The organism is Haloarcula amylovorans, from assembly GCF_004681185.1.
In the GTDB taxonomy this organism is placed as follows: domain Archaea; phylum Halobacteriota; class Halobacteria; order Halobacteriales; family Haloarculaceae; genus Haloarcula; species Haloarcula amylovorans.
In genome coordinates, this window is the sequence record NZ_SRIF01000003.1 from 273,498 (window position 1) to 290,885 (window position 17,388).

17 protein-coding genes and 2 pseudogenes are annotated in these 17,388 nt (G+C 51.8%); 6 read left to right on the top strand and 13 right to left on the bottom strand.

Annotation, left to right across the window (positions count from 1 at the left end; translation table 11 throughout):
* Nucleotides 1–11: 11 nt before the first annotated feature.
* From E4S61_RS15640 to E4S61_RS15655, 4 genes are all read right to left on the bottom strand, one after another.
* A complete protein-coding gene (locus E4S61_RS15640; protein ID WP_135304891.1) occupies nt 12–539 on the bottom strand; it encodes a GNAT family N-acetyltransferase in 528 nt (175 codons plus the stop codon).
* A 366-nt stretch (nt 540–905) separates the two neighbouring features.
* A complete protein-coding gene (locus E4S61_RS15645) occupies nt 906–2,375 on the bottom strand; it encodes a PAS domain S-box protein (RefSeq protein ID WP_135304892.1) in 1,470 nt (489 codons plus the stop codon).
* Nucleotide 2,376: 1 nt separating this feature from the next.
* The gene (locus tag E4S61_RS15650; RefSeq protein ID WP_245180771.1) at nt 2,377–2,952 is read right to left on the bottom strand and encodes a hypothetical protein; all 576 of its coding nucleotides are present in this window, start codon (nt 2,950–2,952) and stop codon (nt 2,377–2,379) included.
* Nucleotides 2,953–3,395: 443 nt separating this feature from the next.
* Nucleotides 3,396–3,731, bottom strand: coding sequence for a DUF7344 domain-containing protein (locus E4S61_RS15655; RefSeq protein WP_135304894.1), 336 nt, complete (start codon nt 3,729–3,731; stop codon nt 3,396–3,398).
* Between the two features lie 261 nt (nt 3,732–3,992).
* On the opposite strand from E4S61_RS15655, the gene E4S61_RS15660 reads away from it, so the two are divergent.
* Nucleotides 3,993–4,760, top strand: a complete 768-nt coding sequence (locus E4S61_RS15660) for an HFX_2341 family transcriptional regulator domain-containing protein (protein WP_135304895.1) — start codon at nt 3,993–3,995, stop codon at nt 4,758–4,760.
* A gap of 175 nt (nt 4,761–4,935) precedes the next feature.
* Here E4S61_RS15660 and E4S61_RS15665 read toward each other — a convergent pair whose 3' ends face one another.
* Together E4S61_RS15665 and E4S61_RS15670 are read right to left on the bottom strand one after the other, a co-directional pair.
* Nucleotides 4,936–5,958: a hypothetical protein gene (locus E4S61_RS15665; RefSeq protein WP_135304896.1), complete on the bottom strand. Its 1,023-nt coding sequence runs from the start codon at nt 5,956–5,958 to the stop codon at nt 4,936–4,938.
* 114 nt (nt 5,959–6,072) lie between these two features.
* Nucleotides 6,073–7,155, bottom strand: coding sequence for a right-handed parallel beta-helix repeat-containing protein (locus E4S61_RS15670; protein WP_245180773.1), 1,083 nt, complete (start codon nt 7,153–7,155; stop codon nt 6,073–6,075).
* Nucleotides 7,156–7,414: 259 nt separating this feature from the next.
* Here E4S61_RS15670 and E4S61_RS26715 point away from each other — a divergent pair.
* The 4 genes and pseudogenes from E4S61_RS26715 to E4S61_RS15690 all read left to right on the top strand — a co-directional run.
* Nucleotides 7,415–7,705: pseudogene (locus E4S61_RS26715) on the top strand (hypothetical protein); the annotation flags it as partial.
* Nucleotides 7,706–7,836: 131 nt separating this feature from the next.
* The gene (locus E4S61_RS15680; RefSeq protein ID WP_135304899.1) at nt 7,837–8,694 is read left to right on the top strand and encodes a ParA family protein; all 858 of its coding nucleotides are present in this window, start codon (nt 7,837–7,839) and stop codon (nt 8,692–8,694) included.
* Nucleotides 8,691–9,110 carry a hypothetical protein gene (locus tag E4S61_RS15685; RefSeq protein ID WP_135304900.1) on the top strand — a complete coding sequence of 140 codons (420 nt, stop codon included), beginning with the start codon at nt 8,691–8,693 and terminating at the stop codon, nt 9,108–9,110. Before E4S61_RS15680 ends, E4S61_RS15685 begins: the two co-directional genes overlap by 4 nt.
* Nucleotides 9,111–9,535: 425 nt before the next feature.
* Nucleotides 9,536–9,874: pseudogene (locus E4S61_RS15690) on the top strand (transposase); the annotation flags it as partial.
* 123 nt (nt 9,875–9,997) lie between these two features.
* Here E4S61_RS15690 and E4S61_RS26720 read toward each other — a convergent pair.
* Nucleotides 9,998–10,270 carry a tyrosine-type recombinase/integrase gene (locus E4S61_RS26720; protein ID WP_135304954.1) on the bottom strand — a complete coding sequence of 91 codons (273 nt, stop codon included), beginning with the start codon at nt 10,268–10,270 and terminating at the stop codon, nt 9,998–10,000.
* Nucleotides 10,171–11,160: a tyrosine-type recombinase/integrase gene (locus E4S61_RS15700; RefSeq protein WP_135304901.1), complete on the bottom strand. Its 990-nt coding sequence runs from the start codon at nt 11,158–11,160 to the stop codon at nt 10,171–10,173. Before E4S61_RS15700 ends, E4S61_RS26720 begins: the two co-directional genes overlap by 100 nt.
* A gap of 504 nt (nt 11,161–11,664) precedes the next feature.
* Between E4S61_RS15700 and E4S61_RS15705 the strand changes: the two genes are divergently transcribed.
* Entirely contained in the window at nt 11,665–12,951 is a 1,287-nt protein-coding gene (locus E4S61_RS15705; protein WP_167768533.1) for a glycerate kinase type-2 family protein, read from the top strand.
* On the opposite strand, the gene E4S61_RS15710 is transcribed toward E4S61_RS15705, so the two are convergent.
* The 5 genes from E4S61_RS15710 to E4S61_RS15730 form a co-directional block, all read right to left on the bottom strand.
* Nucleotides 12,948–14,273, bottom strand: a complete 1,326-nt coding sequence (locus E4S61_RS15710; RefSeq protein ID WP_135304903.1) for a glycerate kinase type-2 family protein — start codon at nt 14,271–14,273, stop codon at nt 12,948–12,950. The two genes, E4S61_RS15705 and E4S61_RS15710, sit on opposite strands and share 4 nt — an antisense overlap.
* A 96-nt stretch (nt 14,274–14,369) precedes the next feature.
* Nucleotides 14,370–14,807 (bottom strand): PPC domain-containing DNA-binding protein, encoded by a 438-nt coding sequence (locus E4S61_RS15715; RefSeq protein WP_135304904.1) that lies wholly within the window; start codon nt 14,805–14,807, stop codon nt 14,370–14,372.
* A 144-nt stretch (nt 14,808–14,951) separates the two neighbouring features.
* Nucleotides 14,952–15,371, bottom strand: coding sequence for a universal stress protein (locus tag E4S61_RS15720; RefSeq protein WP_135304905.1), 420 nt, complete (start codon nt 15,369–15,371; stop codon nt 14,952–14,954).
* Nucleotides 15,372–15,504: 133 nt separating this feature from the next.
* Nucleotides 15,505–16,800 carry a TRAP transporter large permease gene (locus E4S61_RS15725; RefSeq protein ID WP_135304906.1) on the bottom strand — a complete coding sequence of 432 codons (1,296 nt, stop codon included), beginning with the start codon at nt 16,798–16,800 and terminating at the stop codon, nt 15,505–15,507.
* Nucleotides 16,797–17,372 carry a TRAP transporter small permease gene (locus E4S61_RS15730; RefSeq protein ID WP_135304907.1) on the bottom strand — a complete coding sequence of 192 codons (576 nt, stop codon included), beginning with the start codon at nt 17,370–17,372 and terminating at the stop codon, nt 16,797–16,799. The genes E4S61_RS15725 and E4S61_RS15730 overlap by 4 nt, the downstream gene beginning before the upstream one ends.
* Nucleotides 17,373–17,388 lie beyond the last annotated feature (16 nt).

Here is a 17,388-nt window from a genome sequence, read left to right on the forward strand (position 1 = left end):
GAGGAGGACGATCAGACCCGCCGCGCGAAATAGAGCGTGTCGATGCCAGCGCCCCTATCCTCAGCGAGCCGGGCAACTTCTTCGAACCCGAGATTTTCTAGCACCGCGATGTGAGCGTCATTCGTGTTCCAGGTTTTGGTCGACACCGATGGGGCCTGCCACGTCGGCGGTAGATCGGTCAACAGCAGCTGATACATCTGCGTCGCGAGGCCGCGTCCGCGGTGTGGTTCGTCAACAGCGATGATCTCGACGTGATTCGTCGGCGTAAACTCGTCAAGTGCGTCCGAGTCTTCAAGCCGCTCGAACGAACAGAAGCCAACCAGACGGCCGTCGTCGAACGCCCCAATCATCGGCCGGTCGAGACATCGGTCAATGTAGCCGCTGATGTCAGTCGCACCACCCTCCCCAGGTGCCCGTGAGACTGAAGAGCGCTTCTCGCTCGTTAGTGGAGGGACAAACTCCTCATCGACCAACTCGAGGAGCCGTGTGATTCCATCCTGGAGGGACGTCCGCTGTTCGACGAATCTCACAGTCGTCATTGAGCTAGTACATCATCAGCCCGACCGATAAAAGTCGCTATCACGTATCAACCGGAGGGGATAGTATTAGTATATCTCGACAGCCATGTCATCGAATCGCTGGCACTGTCTAGTTACGCAATTATCGAATAAATTTGCGGTACAGAACTTCTTCGGCTAATTTCGACCCTTCGGGTTTATAACACTCTTCTGAGATATGTATTGAAATTGGCGAATCCGCACCTCTCATGGATCCCGGTCCTTCCTCTTATCGATCAGACACTGGTTTCACGCCATTTGAATCTGGCACATCGTTTCACTGTCTGCCGGTTTCGTTTATCTAGACAGCGCCAACACGAGTAAATAATAGCAGAACAGACTGCTCGTTCAGTTGTAGACAGCCGGCTGGAAGACAATGCCGTCGATTTCGAAGCGGGCCCCGCCCTCATCACCTTCGCGGATGGTAATCTCCCACCCGTGGCCGATGACGATCTCTTTGACGATATTCAATCCAAACCCGGTCTTCTCGGGGGCAGTCGTATAGCCAGACTGGAAGACCTCGTCGCGTTCATCTTCTGGGATACCGGGGCCTGTATCCTCAAAATACAATCCGTCATCGGTTGTCCCCACTTCGATGAGTATCTCACTATCGCTGTGTTCGACCGCATTTCGAAGCAAGTTCTCGAAAACTTGCTTGAGACGGCTCGGGTCAGCCTCGAAGGCTTTCGAATCCTGGATATGAAGCTGTGCGCCAGACGTATCGACTGTTTCCCAGGCTGAACTGACGATATCCCGGAGTTCGACAGTCTGGGTGTCAGTGATGTTGGTCTGGTCCGTCGAGAGTGCAGTCACTTTGTTCAAGAGCTCATCAATCCGAGAAACCGCTGTCTCGACTTTATCTAGCCATTTGTCTTCGCCACTGTCACGGTACAGAACGAGGGAATCAGCAGCCACACCCACAGGATTCTGGAGGTCGTGAGACATTACTTTCCGCATATTGCGGAGTCGCTCATTTTGTTGTTTGAGCTCCTGTTCCCGTTTCTTGAGCTCTGTAATGTCACGCGCATTGACGACAAACCCATTGATGAACTCGTCATCGAAAAGATTCTTGCCGCGTGCTTCGACGATAGTCCACCCACCGTCCGGATCCTCAAACCGAAATTCGATTATTGGTTCTTTCTCCGGATCTTCAATCGCGGCAAAGAACTCGTCCATCGCTTCGTGTCGGTCATCAGGGGGCATGTAGTCGAATGCACACTCGCCGATTAACTCCGATTGGTTGTATCCCAGCGTGTGCTCACAGGCCGGTGAAATATACTTGAATTGCCCTTTCTGATCGACGATCCCAAGAACGTCAGTAGAATTCTTGACAAGCTTGCTGAACTTTTCTTCCGACTGTTTGAGTGCCTCGGCGGAATGGTACTGCTCTACTGCATTACAGATGCGATTTGCGAGTAGCGAGTACTGTTCTGGACCAGTCTTCTTTTCCAAATAGTCTGTTACTCCTTTCGAAATCGCCTCACTAGCAATTTCCTCGCTCCCTTTGCCGGTAAATAAAATAAACGGAATTGAGTCGTGGTCTTCCCGGATAGCTGCTAAGAACTCCAATCCATTCAGCGTGGGCATGTCATAATCACTGACAATCGCGTCGAGATCAGTGTCGTTGACTCGATCGATAGCAGCAGTGGGGTCCGATTCGCTGAGAACCTCGAAGTCGTCTTCTTCTCGTTCCAAGAAAGTGGCAGTGAGATCCAAGAGGTCAGGATCGTCATCAACGACGAGAACTGTAATCGCGGTGTCATCGTTAGAATGGGAAATAACGGGCGAGTTCACCTCACCGTTCGTATGAGTTGCCACGTCAGTCACCCCCTCCGTTGTGATGAGCGAGTATCCGGAGGAAATACGGAGTCATTACGCGGACGCCTTGCAACCAGTGCCGTTCAGTGTGCATATCGTGCAGTTCGAAAGCAAGGACATATCGCATCGCTTCAGGCCCCGGTCCTGCTTGTCCTGCTCGTGGTTTGTGGGGATACGCAGGGTCATCCAGTACGGCTCGAAGCTCATAGACTTGCGACTCCAGGAATGGTGTCCAATAGTCGCCACCAATTTTGTGCTGTTGCCAGGCCTCGGCTTTCTTTATTGCATACTCTTGATCTGCTCCGATAGTTACTGCACGCTGTCGGAGTTTCTGTGTGACCGGAGAATAGTCCGCCTCTCGAAGCCCTTGCTTGTTGATTTCACCATCTCTGAGATACTGGAATTCAACTTGGTCTTTCGCCCACAGCGCGTCAACGAACCCGCTGGCAGCTACTTCGAGTTTATCGTCGTCTAATTTTGGGAACTGATGCCGATCAACTGCAAGAAGCGATTCAAGCGCCTTCTCTCGGTTTCCATTATCATGTGCTCGAAACACCCTCGCGAGATCTTCAGCCATCTCTCGGGCTTTCGACCGCAGTTGGGATTCATTCCCACTCACCTGGTCCACCCCTGTGTCCATCATTGTGACAGCTAAGATCACATTCTACATTTACTTATACTTTATTCTACATATTATATGAATTATACCTACTACTCTTCACCAGATTTGGCCGCCAGAGTACCACTCCCACTCAGTGCTGCGGCGCAAGCGCCATCGCGTCGGCTTCGAACGAATACTGGGAGATCCCGACGTCCTCACATAAATGCAAGGAGGAAGCCCACGACAGTAGTCGTGAGACAAATCCGACAAATCATGAACAGAGACGCAAGCGAGACGTACGACTCGTCAAGTTCGTTGTCGAGGTGATGCTGGAAGACGACAGTGACGTCGTCTTGGACCGAAGAGCGTACGAATCGCCCCGTAGCCCCGCTGCTCAGGACTGCTCTCCTACTACGTGATCACTCCTCGGCGAGTGAGTCGACTACGATCCGCGTAGCTTCGAGGAGCGCGTCGAGTTTCGCTTCGTCGATCTCGGTAACACACAACTGCTCTCTCTCGTAGTTTATCACTCCCGCCTCGTCGAATATCGGTAAGTGAACGTGGTGAAAGTCGGTGAGGAGGTCCGCTTCAGATGGCGCGGGCTCGTCTGCCGTTTCCTGAAACTGCTGCATGAGCTCTCGGCAGTACACGGGACTCTCTGCTTCCAAGAGGAGTTCGAGCACTCGAATCCGTTGTTCGTCTCGAAACAGGTCAAATGCCGTGAGCGCCAACTGAGTCGTACTGGTTCCTGTCATCACCAATCACCGCCTCGATACAGTCGCTCGAGGACGGAACGACCAGGTGATTGAGTCGACTGTATTCCCACGCCGTTAGTCCCTCTCTGCGAATATCGCTTGTTCGTGAACTGAGGCTGCATACCCGAGAAACATCGAAAGAAGGAATTGAAGGTTAGTATGGGAGTATCGTTACAATCAATACTACCGTTCGATATCACTACTGTACGACATCCTCTCTGAACGATACCGGCGACGGAGAGGATCCTTTCACAGACACAGATGGATTTCCCAGAAAACGTCCACATCATGCCGTTTGGATTCGAGCGAGACCGTATCGTCGAAACCGCTCGACAGTCAAATGCGGATAAAGTCATACTGCTTGACTGGCTTGATGGTATCGAACGGCCGCCGTTTCACGAACACGTTCGAGAAGACCTCACTGAGAGTCCTATCGAGAGCGCTGAAATCGAATGCGACATCTTCGACCTCTACGAGACGATTGCGACCATCTCGGAACTGATCATTGCTGAACACGAGGCGGGCAATACAGTCTACGTCAATCTCGCAACCGGGAGCAAAATTACCGCTATTGGCGGGATGATAGCGTGTATGGTGACCGGTGTGGCAGAGCCATACTACGTTCGTGCCGAGACATACTCAACGGGCGACGAGCCCATTGGCCATGGGATCGAAAAGAAGATCGACCTGCCGAGCTATCCGATTGCAAAACCCGACCCACAGCGAATCGAGATTCTCGGATATCTCGTCAAAGAAGAGGAATCCACTCGCAAGGGCATCTCCTACTCCGTACGAAAGAAGGATCTCATCGAATATGGATTGGAGAACGAGCTGCCATTTGCCGCTCACTACGACGGCGATTCCTACAACGGGTATTATCGTCGGCTCGAAAATCACGTTCTGGAACCGCTGCAGGAGAAAGGATACATTGAGGTCGTCGAGCGTGGTCGACAGAAAATCGTCAAACCCACAGAACTCGGCAAACAGTCCTACGTCGCATTTCAGTACGTGCATGCTGAGCGGACATAACTTACGCTTCGCTACTGGTCCAAGATTGCGGATCTGGATAGAAAATAGGAATTGAGCAATTCGTCAGAAGACGTCGAGACGGACGATGAGGTCAACCACAAGAGCGAGGATCCTGAGCGTCAGCCTTGTTTGCAGACAAAGCGATGGTAGACAGAGATTGACCGTCAGCTAGCGGTCAATACTGCGGCGCAAACGCCATCGAGTCGGCTTCGAACGAATACTGGGAGATCCCCGCGTCTTCACAAACCGCAGACAGAGACTCAGGTGCTACATACGAATCCTCGAGTTCGTCGTCGAGGTGATGCTGGAAGACTACAGCGACGTCGTCCTCGTCCACCGCAGCGACGATAGCTAGGTCAGGATCACTATAGTCGGGCTTAATCACATAGTCACCGGGGGTGAAGGGACGCTCAGCGTGCTGCAGATTCGTATGCTTGTACGCGTAGAGTTTGATATCCTGGTCGTCACAGTACGACGCGAGTTTTGCAGGATGAATCTCTCGCCAGTTGCCTGGCCCATCATTGAGACTATTCGGGAACGCGACACTCACTGCTTCCCCATCCATTTCCTGGCCATAGAGTGTCGCGTTCTTCTCTGGTGGTAAGACCTCGACAACGACAGCCGTGGAAGCGTCGTTATCGCCAGCTTTGACGACGCGATCACCAGGTCGGAACGGATTTTCAGGTTTCTGGTTCAGATGGGCTGTGTTCGGCCCAAGATCGTGCAGTTCGTTCATTGGCCGTGCAGCCAGATGAGCGAGTTTCTCTGGCTCCTCGCCGGAGTACTGCTCCTGTGTCCGAACCTTTGATGTGAGGGTTTCAGTACGTTCCCACCCAAGTAAGATGAGCGCATCCTCATTGTCGCGATGCCAAACGAGCACTACGATGTCGTCGTCGGGGTCCTTCTCAAGCAGCGAGGCAGGACGAAATGCAGAGACGTCTCGGGAGGTTTTGACGTCGACGGTATAGTCAAACACCTCAAAATCGCGCCCAGAAAAGCTCTCGGGGTTACACCGCCGCATCGCTTCCTCGTTTTGCCAGTGCCACATCTCCACGGGGAGGTACTCACGGCAGAACTGCTCGAAGGCGAGTTCGCATAGATTTCCGATACGTTTGGCGTCAAGATCGTCGGCGCCCTGAATGACCGCTTGATGGTGGGCACGTTCCCGGTCGATCTCGTCAGGCGTATAGAGATACACAATCCAACATATCTATAAAATATATAATAATTCTTTCGCGTCTTGAGTGTAGTTACCCGTGAAAAGCGATTCCCGTCGCATCAGACCAGTGTCAACAGATTCGCAATCGCGGTGCTAATCTATACCGTAGCCGTCCGTTTGTGGAGTTGACGCCTCCCACGAGGACTCTTTAGTAGCTGGTCGTGGCGGGGCGTCGGAATTCGGCATCGACGGCTGGTCGCCGGGAATCGGCTGGTCGCGCCAATTACCGGTGGGAAAATCGCCGACCTGTGCCTGCTGTTCGAGCGCGGTAAAAATGTCGGTCACCGCTTCACTTCCCCCACTCGCAGCTGTTTCAACGTCGGCTGGCAGGCTCGTCATGAACGTATTGTCGTGAAAGCGGTTCCCTCCGCCGGCTGGTTGCCCAAGTGCGAGATCAGCCTCCTGTGACTTCTCAACGTGATTGTCCCGGATCTCGTTGTCCGACGGCTCGACGATATGTGGCTGGGCGACGATCCCAAATCGATCGTGCTCGCGCACGTGATTCTCGGCGATGACGTTCTCGGAGCCACCCCACAGCAGGATTCCCATCCCGAGCAGCGGGTACGACGGCAGCGCTGGTGCATCCGGATTGTTGTTCGCATATACTTCGTTGTCGACGATACAGGACCCACTCTGAGGCGGATCCGCCCGATCTAGCGTGTTCGGGAAGATGCCTACCTTGTTATGTCGCCAGACAGAATCACTGACAGTCAATGGCCCGCCCGTACTCGTCCCTGAGTAGCCGATCGCATTGTGTTCAGCAACGACATCGGTAACCACAGCATCGTATGGACGGTTGCGACCGAGATAGAATCCGGCGTCAGGGTGTCCCGACGCGTAACTGTGTTCGAACCGTCCGTCTCGTGCATTGTAGGCGTAGATTCCGTAGTACCCATTGTTGTATGCGGTCAGAAAGCTCCCACGAAACCCATCGACGTTGGTCCAGTAGAACGCTGTCCCGCGATAGTACCGGGCAGTGAGATTTTCGAGGGCGACGCCATCGGCTCCCACCTCGATTGCATTGCCTCGTTCGAACTCCCCGTCCAAAACGACTGCATTCCGATCGCGTCCCCGCACTGTTACATCCGGTGTCGATACCGTGACCGCTTCATAGTACGTGCCTGGAGCCACCAAGACGAGATCACCAGCTTCAGTGGCGTCGACGCCAGCCTGCATCGTGGGATATTCATCGGGAACCAGGTGAGTATCGTACTCAGGCCTCCTGCGGGTTGTCGTGGCTGTAGGGTTGGTATTGTCGGTCCCGTTCGTGCTGCTGGTCTGTTGTGATTCGTTTGCCCCCGGCGGCGTCATGCCACACCCAGCTATCCCGGCGACGCCGAGGCTACTTGCCATCCGGAGCACGTGACGTCTCGACACCGGGCTCATGCTCACTGTATTCAGAAGCAGGCTACTTAGTCAATCGCTCCGTTCAGCGGTAGTTCGCGGTTACTGTACGCCGGCGCGGATTCGCAAACAGGTCCGGACGATGGTTCTAGAAGAGGGTCGTGAATTTGGTCTTCATCTGAACGACGACTTATATCCCCGCGTGATCGAAGATATGTGGGCAGAGAACTGGCCGGAGCTGATGACTCTCGATGTCTCGTTCACGCCTGCCGACGTGTATCCACTGGTCGCGAAGCGATGCATCACCGAGCTTCGGAAAATGCAAACGAACGCGGAACTGAACGAGACGGACCCAACAGCTGTCTGGAAGCATCTGTTCTGAGGTTCTCAGTAGACAAGCGAATACGAGGCTTAGCCTCAGGAATAGAGCCACTATTCAGTGTCACAAACCATTCCAATGATATTTGTCTGACGTAGATATTTGTATCTCCGATATGGATACAATATCTGTATATGGCATCAGTGCAACGGGCAGCAACATACGTGGAGAAGGGTGGCGTCGGAAAAACGACCAGTGCTGCCCACATCGCCGTTGCTGCACACAATATGGGACACGAGGTCCTACTCGTCGACCTCGCCGGAACACAGAACGATCTGGCCACACAATTTGGCCTCTCCATCGGTGAGGAGGATAGCGACACCGATAGCAGTGTCTCGATCGACGCGCCGATCTCGGCTGTCTTCGGTGATGATTGGGAGTTCTTGCGAGATAACATCGACGACCTCCTCGACCGGATGACGTTCTCGACCGACGAGGGGCCGGACCTTATCCCGGCGGACCCAGGACTGGGCGGTGCCGACAACAACCTCGCGAACGTTGCACTCGAAGAACGCTACCAGAAACTCGATGAGTTCGTCGACGACCTCGTCGCCGAGCAGTACGACCTCGTCATCTTCGACCTTCCCGGGAAGGAAGATAACATCGCCCTCAACGGTCTCTTCGCTGCTCGGAATGTGGTTGCCCCACTAAAGCCCGGTGCCTTCGAGCGTGATCAGTTGCAGAAACTGGACGCAACGCTGGACGAGATCAGTGCTGACCTCGACGTGGATCTCGGTCTGGCGCTAATTATCCCCACGATTATCAGCAGCCAAGAGACCCTCTCAGAATCGTTCGTTACACACGTGTCCGAAGAATATCCGGGGATCGTCGGTGAGCCTGTCACGAAGACTGCTGATATCGGCAACAACCAGAACGCTGGCCGGACGCTATACGCCGTTCCTGACGATGAACTCTATGCGACGGGGACGCGGGCCCGCGAGGCGTACAGTGCGAACACCGAGCAGTTACTTTCACAACTCACAGACCGATGAGCGACACTAGTGACGACCGCGACCCCGAAGAACTACTCGAACAGTCCAAAGAACAGAAGCGCCATCGTAGTCAACCCCAACAGAACAGCGAGGCTGAGTCTGGGGGCCCGCCGCTGGAGGAGTACATTGCCGACGTCTACGGCGAGCTCGACGCTGGTGAAGCACCGACGAACCTGACCATGCGAGATCGGAATCTCGCAGCACTGATTCGTGGCCTCGACGAGGCGGGCCAACTCGATGCCGTCGGGGCCGATGTTCGTGATCATCTAAATAGAGATGCTGCGGACTCGGAAAGTCGAGGCTCAGTTCTGGGCCTCCTTGTCCGAGTAGGACTCAATGAGGTTCGCCCCGACCTTATCGAAGCGGGCGAAGCAGGGTACGAAACGTTCACCGAACGCCAAGAAACACAGTTTTGAGCCGCCGTTTTTGCGTCGTTATCACCCTGGATCACGTGGTCTGAGAGAGCGACATTCTCTCATCAGTCTGACTAGCCCCGCTGTCTCGAACGACCCCGAGAAACTTGGCCTGTTCCGCCTGCAGAATACCAGCCTACAGCGTCTTCTTTTCTCATGTCTTGTATACATATCCTGTATCTGTATCTAGTATCTAGACTACGAATCTGTATCTTGAATCTGGCTAGTATCTGTGGGTTCTGTATCAACGTTGTGTAGATTGGTGGCGGATTCTTGAGATAGAGCCGTATTTTGTATCTATATTCTGTATCCGCTTCATGTATCCGTATCTGGCATCCTGATTTCGTATCTGTGTTGGATATCCCGATTCCGCATCCATACCACATATCTGAATAGGCGATTCGTCTTCCGCTTTCAGAGGAGTCTTAGTCCTCGAATACAAGGCGAAGGTTGAGGGAATCGAGGTCGTGGAAGTGTCTGAGCGTGGCACGAGTAAGACGTGTTCTGTGTGCGGGAGAGAAGATGAGAGCCAGCGTATTGAGCGCGGCTTGTACATCTGTGAGGCGTGCGATGCAGCGTTCAACGCTGACGTGAACGGGGCGGAGAACATCCGTCTCGACATCAGCGAAGAAGAAAGTAACTCCGAGTCTGCACCCAGTCTAGGTGGGGATAGGAGTACCGGCTGGTTGGCACAGCCCGGAGTCTACCTGTACGACTTGTCCAGCGGATTCCAACCGCAAGAACAAGTGGTAGACTGCAAACCTTAATATCCCAACCTCGGGATTCCTCCGCCTTCAGGCGGAAGAAGATGTCAAGTCCGCGGTCAGAACTAGATAAAGAATTCTACCCAGTGCAATTCAATAGATAATAGTATAAAATAAAGTAGAACGCTACTCGTCGGTGAGGACTTCGTTAGTGATTTCGGCGACTTCTCCGGCTTTGATATCTGCGTACATCTCCGATGTAGTGCTGGGGTCTTTGTGCCGGAGTGCTTTCTGTGCCGCCTCATGGCCATGCCCTTTGTATAGCGCTTTGCTGATTCCCCGCCGAGCTCCATGCGGCTTCAGATACTCGTGTTCCTCTTCGACATCGATACGGCCCTCGTTGCACAGACGCTGGAGGATGTTCCGGACTGTAGTAGTTGTAATACTCGGTGGTTGGATGTTATTCGCTGCAAGGTACTCATCGAGTGGTCATCATCGCCACGGTCACCGTCGGCCCGATTTTCGAGCGCCGAGAGCGTTGGCCGATGTCCTGTTGGAAACACTGGCCAGTCGTCGGTGGGCGGTCGCTGGACGCGTTTCAGTTGTTCAAGAGCAGTATGGGCCATCGGCGGGTACTGAGCAGACTCTATCTCTTGGGACTTCCCGAGGACTGTCAGTCGGTTTTCATCTGGATCTAAGTCCGTCCAGTGTAGACCATCGCGGCGGTCGTCACTTGGATCGCGGAATAGTTCGGCGCTCCTCGCGCCAGTGTACGCGAGCAGGTAGACGATGGCACGGTCACGAACTGGGCGACTAGCATCTAGTCCGTCTTCGTCGATAGCCGCGTGCGCTTGTTCATCGACGTAGGCGACGAGCTGGCGTCGTTCGTGCTCCGACCATGTCTGTTCGTCGCTGTCATTGACGCCGAGACTCTGCTCTGGGAGTTCCTGCACGACGTGTTGCTGTTTGGCTGGGTTCTCGGTGAGATAGCCCCACTCGACGCAGTATGAGAGGAATGAGCGGACATAGCTGTAGTATTGATGTGCAGTCTGGCCTGTAATGCCGTCTTCATCGTCAGGGTCGTTGACTCGCGCCCGGACGCGCTGCGAGAGGTATTGCGCCCACTTTCCAAGGAGTTGGTCGGAGGCGTCGCCGACGTTCTCAACGCCGCGGTCGTTGGCCCAGGAAAGCCAGTCGCCGACAACTCTGTCGAGTTCCCCCGCGTACCTGCCTCCAGTTCCTTTTCGACGCGAGTTCACGAACTGCTGCTTGGCCTCTTCGAGGGTCTGAACTCGACGCGTGTCTGGAAATATCTGGAGACGATGGGGTTCGACACGACACGATACCATCCAATCACTGACCAAATATACGCTGACGAGATGATTTCCGATGATCACGCTCGGCGTGTGCGTCTAGAATTCGCACAACTGCTTCACCAAGACGTTCACCGGATCCAGAATAAGCAATAACAACGATCTCCTCAGTAACTCAGTTTCTCGGTGCTACTCGCTTGAATTGACCGTTCTCAGAACCTTGTTAGGGAAGAGCCGCAGCAATGCGGTATATGAGAGTTAAACACCCGTAAACGATGCCTCGAAAGTGACCCAGAGATATGAATTTGCAGAGATGTTCAGTATCGTTGCTTAGTCCGTGTCTCGGAATTCAATTGGGATTAATACCGTTTGTAAGGGCATGGATAGCCATCTCTTCTCGGGGTGCGATTCATCGAAGGATAGTCTCTTTGGCTGAACGAGAAAGGTATATTCGTTGGTATTGTCCTACAGTATATTGTAAGACTTCCCATGTTCCCTAATAGTGACTCTGTCGCCAATTCAGCACTACGTGAGACGGCGATGAAGTGTGCTCTCGCGAGTATTAACGCCGCTCACCCAAGATCGGTGATAACAGATAAAGTGAAAATTGACGACGGACTACTTGAAATAGACGACATATCATACTACTTGGATGACTACAAAAATATCTATGTTACTGGGGGTGGCAACGTCGCGGGCCATGTAGCCGCAGAATTAGAAAATTTGCTTGGGAATAAAATCACTGAGGGAGTGGTTGTCACCGATGATATAGTCGAAACAGAACGAATCAATGTTGTTGAAGGGAATTATCCCCTTCCAGGCGAGAAGTCAATGTTAGGGACGCAGAAAGTCCTGAACCTTGCCAATAGCGTTGAAGAAGATGACCTCGTACTCGGAATTATTTCTGGTGGTGGTAGTCCTCTGCTAACAGCACCTGTTCCAGAAACCACTCTTGCAGACATTCAAAAAATAACTAAAGAGCTGTTTACATATGGAGTGAGTGACCGACATGTGAATGTTATCAGAAAGCACCTTTCTGCGATCAAAGGTGGGCAGCTGGCACGTGCTGTTGCTCCTGCATCTCTTGTAACGATATTGTTCAGCGATGTTATCAGTCAGCGCCAGACAGCTGTCGCGAGTGGTCCAACACTACCTGATAATTCAACCTACAGTGATGCAATCAATATACTGAATCGGCATGAAGTAGAGCCACCAGAACGCATCAGAAACTTTCTGAAGCGAGGACAAAACGGCGCCCATCCGGAGACGCCGACATCAGATGACGAGATCTTCGAACGGGTATCATGCCATACTCTAGCAACAGGCAGAACCGCGCTTGAAGGCGCACGCAAAAAGGCAGAATCGTTAGGTTATAACACTCATATCATCACATCGAGACTTCGTGGAGATGCACAGGAGATAGCGAAGGCCTTCGTCGCGAGCGGCGAAGATTGCTATTTCTCGGGGGTACCCATCGAAACTCCAGTAGTACTTCTAGCGAACGGACAGACATCAACTCCGTCTTTCGGATCAGAGGAACTAGGACAAAATCAAACGTTTGCACTCAGTGCCGCTCTCGAGTTTCACGAATCACTCAACCAATCCGCTGCTCTCGCCAGCATCGGAACAGATGGTATAGACGGATATTCAAAATACGGTGGTGCTATCGTTGATTCACAATCGGTTACGAATCTCCATGAAGCTTGGAAGGTTGTTGGGACGGACAAAACGTCCGAATTTCTCGCAAAGAACGGAGATCTGCTTGAGGGAACTACAACCGGGACTAACGTGAATGATATTCACGTCCTCGTTATCGATGATAACTAAATATCTCCGACAACGATCACTCGAAGATCGTTGACATTTGTTCCAGTTGGACCCGTAAAGAGAAGGTCATCATGTTCAGCAAGGAACCCATATGCATCATTGTTAGCGAGAGCTTGCCGCCCCAATTCTTCGTCGATGACTGTCTTTCCGTCCACGAGAGCTCCCGCTGCATCGGTCGCCCCATCGATTCCGTCTGAGTCGACACTGGCTAGAACGACATCAGTGGGTACCTCCAAGGCTGCACTCAGTGCAAATTCCTGATTCGGACCGCCTTGCCCGTCACCCTGGACAGTAACAGTGGTTTCTCCACCTGAAATAATGACAACCGGTGGTTCGACGGGATTACCGGTCTCGAGGATTTCTTCAGAGATGGCAGCGTGAGTAAGCGCGGCTTCTGCGGCTTCACCACGGATACGTGAGGAAAGAATATGTGCCTCTACGCCGTTTGCTGTCGCCTGTTCGGCCGCTCCTTCGAGGGCATCGTATCCGGTTGCCAATACGTGATTCGTCGTGTTCTCGAACACTCGATGAGACGTATTTGGTGTCTCATCAATTTCACCTCGAGCGCCCCTTTCGAGTAGTTGTCGGACAGAATCCGGAACCGTGACTTTGTGACTATCTATTACGTTAAGTGCAGACCTAAACGTAGTTTTATCAGGCGCAATCGGGCCACTTGCTATGGTTGACAGATCGTCACCAATGACATCACTGAAGATTAGACCGACGATTGTTGATGGTGCGGCATCTCTTGCAAGTTGCCCACCCTTGATCTCTGAGAGATGTTTTCGAACTGCGTTGATTTGATCAATTGATGCGCCGCTATGAAGCAGTTCGGATGTCGTTTCTTGGATGTCTTCGAGAGAGATATCTGCCCTCGGTGCAGTAAGTAGCGCACTTCCGCCACCGGCGATAATAGCAAGAACTAGATCGTTTTCCCCAGCTTTGGAAGCGAGGTGGCGCATCTGACGTGTATGTTCAACCCCTTCTGGACTAGGAACCGGGTGACTTCCCTGAAGAACCTCAACAGGATCAGCTTGCTCTATGTCATCAGTAACGACGATACCGTCAGTGATGATATCGTCCAGAACAGCCGTTAGTTCTGCAGCAATGTGGCCTGCTGCGTTACCACCACCAATAACATATATATTATCGTATTCTTCGAGATCATACTGTGAACTTTCGATCTGTAATATTCTACTATCTAGCGTGATTTTCTGATCGATGATATTCGTCGGTCTAGCCCGCTCGATTCCGGCAGCTAAACAGTCAAGTACTAGTCGTTGCTCTCGGGTTTCCCAGCGGTCTCTAGCGCTCTGAAACATACTATACAAGAGAATGGGCGCATTAGAAAGCGTTTGGGTTATTTGATGAGAAAAGACGAGCAGGTTGAGAGACTATACTTAGAGCGATTTTGTGCCCTATTCTTCTGGCCTGAGAACGTTAACACCAAATTCATTCGGTGAGCGTATAATAGAAAGACCTTCAATAGGACGGATTACAATTTCACCAAGTGCGTTAACAATACAGCCTTCTTCAAGGTGGCCGACTACGGTCCGATCGCCATTGAATGCAGTCAGATGGACGTGAGGCTGTTTATCAGCGATTGTCCCGCTGATTCCAGAGATTTCCCAACACTCCTCGGACTGAATGACCGTATTGCGGTCGCTGGTTGATTCGTCAAGATTCTCCGAGTGCAAATAATGGATCTCAAGTCGGTTAAGTGTTCCAATTCCAGAAATAACCGCACCCGTCTCAATGGCTTCGTCTCGACATACCTTTTTTATTGCTTTGAGAAGGTCGTCACCAGTATCCACTCGGACTACGATATGACCATCATCGGATTCAAAGGCTTCCATATCAGTAATCACCAATCAGCTGTATTCTCTCTTTACGGGTTGGACTACTATAGACCCAAAACAGCACTGTCCACCATAGAGACCATAGCTGCCGTTCACAGAATAATGTAGTTGAGGTTCCTGTTAATGACGAGGTTATTCTTATCATTGCATCACTGATACTACTGGGCGATTCGCGTCAAGGAGAATTGATTGAACCACACTCCCAAACAGCGCTTTTCCCGTTGGAGACCTTTTTCGGCCACTAACGACAATATAGTCTGCTGAAATCTCCTCACTATACTTGAGAATCTCTTCCGCAGGGTCCCCAATGAGACCGACTGGTTCAAATTCTTGACCAGATCCAGCTTGTGATCCAATCTCTTTGGCGGTCTGTTGGGCCTTGGACTTCGCCTCCTCAATATCAGACGTTTCCTCGGTTGAGCCGGAGACTAAATTCCCGACGGAAAATTCTCCGACATGCACCACGTGTAGGTCGGTATCGAAAGCAGTAGTAAGACTCCTCGCCTGCTCAAGGATCGGTTCTGCTCTCTCTGACTTGTCAACGGCTGCTACTATAGGCATACTCCAATAGACAATATATGTATGATTGGTTATTATCTTTTTGCATTTAGAAGAAACTCCAATGGTAATATAAATTGAATAATTACATACTATATGCAAGAATACTAGCGACAAGACCCGGATTGTGGGGTGTTCACCCCATTAATTGTTTTGGGATGAACGTCACAGTTTCCGGGAAGATAGCGATAATTAGCAGAATGAGAGCCAAGGGAATATAGAAGGGCGCAATACCACGCATTGCATCTTCAAGATCAGCATCGGTCACTTTTTCGAGAACAAAGAGAACGACTCCTAACGGCGGAGTCACTAACCCGAATGTTAGCGTCAGGACCATCACTACACCTAGATGGAGAAGATCAATCCCAACATTTTGTGCAACCGGAAGAAGAATCGGGACAAGGATAATCAACGAAGGGGTCACGTTCATGAACGTTCCCACAACGATGAACAGCCCTACGAATAGCAGCATAATCACAGTTGGGTCAGAGGAAACAGCAGTAATCGATTCAGCAAGGAAGATAGGAATCCTCATTTGGAGGGCAACAAGGCCATACATCGTAGCCATACTGATAATAATGGTCAGTGAGAAGGTTTCGATAGCGCTATCTCGAAGTTCAGTGGCAAGGTCACTGGCAGAGAGGTCACCGTATATATATGCTATTACCACTGCATAGAGGACTGCCATAGCACCAGCCTCTGTTGCTGTAAAGTATCCTTGAAGGATACCTCCAACGATTAGGAGTGGAATGAACAGGGCTGGTAACGCTTTGGTGAAGGTGTTGAACACACGTTTCAACGCAAATGAGTCTCCGCTCTGATAGCCCCGTAGTCGCGCGAGGATAGCAACGAAGATCATTAGCACGGTGCCCAGTAATAGGCCTGGAATAACCCCGCCGAGGAAGAGTGCACCAATCGAAACCTCAGCGAGGACGCCATAGATGATTAGTGGTACACTCGGTGGGATAATTGGGCCGATTGTTGCCGATGCACCGGTAAGTCCAAGTGAGAAATCCTTTTCATAGCCCGCGTCACGCATCGATTTGTACTCAACACGGCCGAGACCAGCCGCGTCAGCAGTTGCGAGGCCAGACATCCCTGAGAAGAGAATGCTTGCAACGACGTTCACATATGCAATGCCACCACGGAACTGCCCGACGAGTGAACCAGCGAAATCGAACATCTCCTCTGTGAGCCCGGCCCGATTCATGATTCGCCCCAAGAACAGGTAGAACGGGAGTGCGAGCAGACCGAAACTATTCAGCCCGTAGAACAGCTCGTTGCTGAGAATTGAGAGCTGAAATTCCGGACCAAAAGGAGCAGCCATCATCAGTACAGATGCTAGCCCCATTGCGAATGCAACAGGCACTCCAATAGCGTACAGTAGTAGGAGTAGTCCCAGGAACAGTACTGCGAGTGTAAGCGTGTTCATGATTGTCCCTCCGTTGGTTCGTCTCTAACTGTTTCTTTCTCAGATTGATTCTGGTTACCCGAGGTCTCGAGGAACTCGCGAATTGCAGTAGCGAGATTCTGTAGTTCGAATACACCTACACACACGAACCCAAGCAATATGCCTAGATATATATGACCTGCCTTCAGTGCGTTGAGGCCTCCAAGTGCGCTTGTATCCCATCCCTGAATCGTTGCGTTATACAGAGACCAAATAGCGACGCCGACGAACAGGAGTATCACAAGATACGTAACGATATCAAGCAACGCCTGAACTCGCTTGTGATCGGATAGGAGCCGCTCACGGATGAGCGTCAATCGAACGTGTTCTAGGTTTCGTGAGGCAACCGCTGCACCGAAATAGCTGCCCACGATAAAGAGGATCCGTGCGATGGGTTCCGTCCATGTAGCCGTGATAGGTGCATTTGTTACTCTGAATATGACTTGTAGGCTTACGAGAGCGATGAGAAGCGTGAATATCACCGTCGTGAGAGTAAGCGTAACGCTATCAAGGAGATTCTCGCGTTTTGGGTTGAGGTTTTGGTCAATCTCCATATATAGCGGTTTTTCT

Excerpts from the sequence above, each read along its gene's own strand:
- E4S61_RS15640 (WP_135304891.1), bottom strand. The coding sequence starts at position 539 with ATGACGACTGTGAGATTCGTCGAACAGCGGACGTCCCTCCAGGATGGA.
- E4S61_RS15650 (WP_245180771.1), bottom strand. The coding sequence starts at position 2,952 with ATGGCTGAAGATCTCGCGAGGGTGTTTCGAGCACATGATAATGGAAAC.
- E4S61_RS15655 (WP_135304894.1), bottom strand. The coding sequence starts at position 3,731 with ATGACAGGAACCAGTACGACTCAGTTGGCGCTCACGGCATTTGACCTG.
- E4S61_RS15660 (WP_135304895.1), top strand. The coding sequence starts at position 3,993 with ATGGATTTCCCAGAAAACGTCCACATCATGCCGTTTGGATTCGAGCGA.
- E4S61_RS15670 (WP_245180773.1), bottom strand. The coding sequence starts at position 7,155 with ATGCAGGCTGGCGTCGACGCCACTGAAGCTGGTGATCTCGTCTTGGTG.
- E4S61_RS15680 (WP_135304899.1), top strand. The coding sequence starts at position 7,837 with ATGGCATCAGTGCAACGGGCAGCAACATACGTGGAGAAGGGTGGCGTC.
- E4S61_RS15685 (WP_135304900.1), top strand. The coding sequence starts at position 8,691 with ATGAGCGACACTAGTGACGACCGCGACCCCGAAGAACTACTCGAACAG.
- E4S61_RS15700 (WP_135304901.1), bottom strand. The coding sequence starts at position 11,160 with ATGGTATCGTGTCGTGTCGAACCCCATCGTCTCCAGATATTTCCAGAC.
- E4S61_RS15705 (WP_167768533.1), top strand. The coding sequence starts at position 11,665 with ATGAAGTGTGCTCTCGCGAGTATTAACGCCGCTCACCCAAGATCGGTG.
- E4S61_RS15710 (WP_135304903.1), bottom strand. The coding sequence starts at position 14,273 with ATGTTTCAGAGCGCTAGAGACCGCTGGGAAACCCGAGAGCAACGACTA.
- E4S61_RS15715 (WP_135304904.1), bottom strand. The coding sequence starts at position 14,807 with ATGGAAGCCTTTGAATCCGATGATGGTCATATCGTAGTCCGAGTGGAT.
- E4S61_RS15720 (WP_135304905.1), bottom strand. The coding sequence starts at position 15,371 with ATGCCTATAGTAGCAGCCGTTGACAAGTCAGAGAGAGCAGAACCGATC.
- E4S61_RS15725 (WP_135304906.1), bottom strand. The coding sequence starts at position 16,800 with ATGAACACGCTTACACTCGCAGTACTGTTCCTGGGACTACTCCTACTA.
- E4S61_RS15730 (WP_135304907.1), bottom strand. The coding sequence starts at position 17,372 with ATGGAGATTGACCAAAACCTCAACCCAAAACGCGAGAATCTCCTTGAT.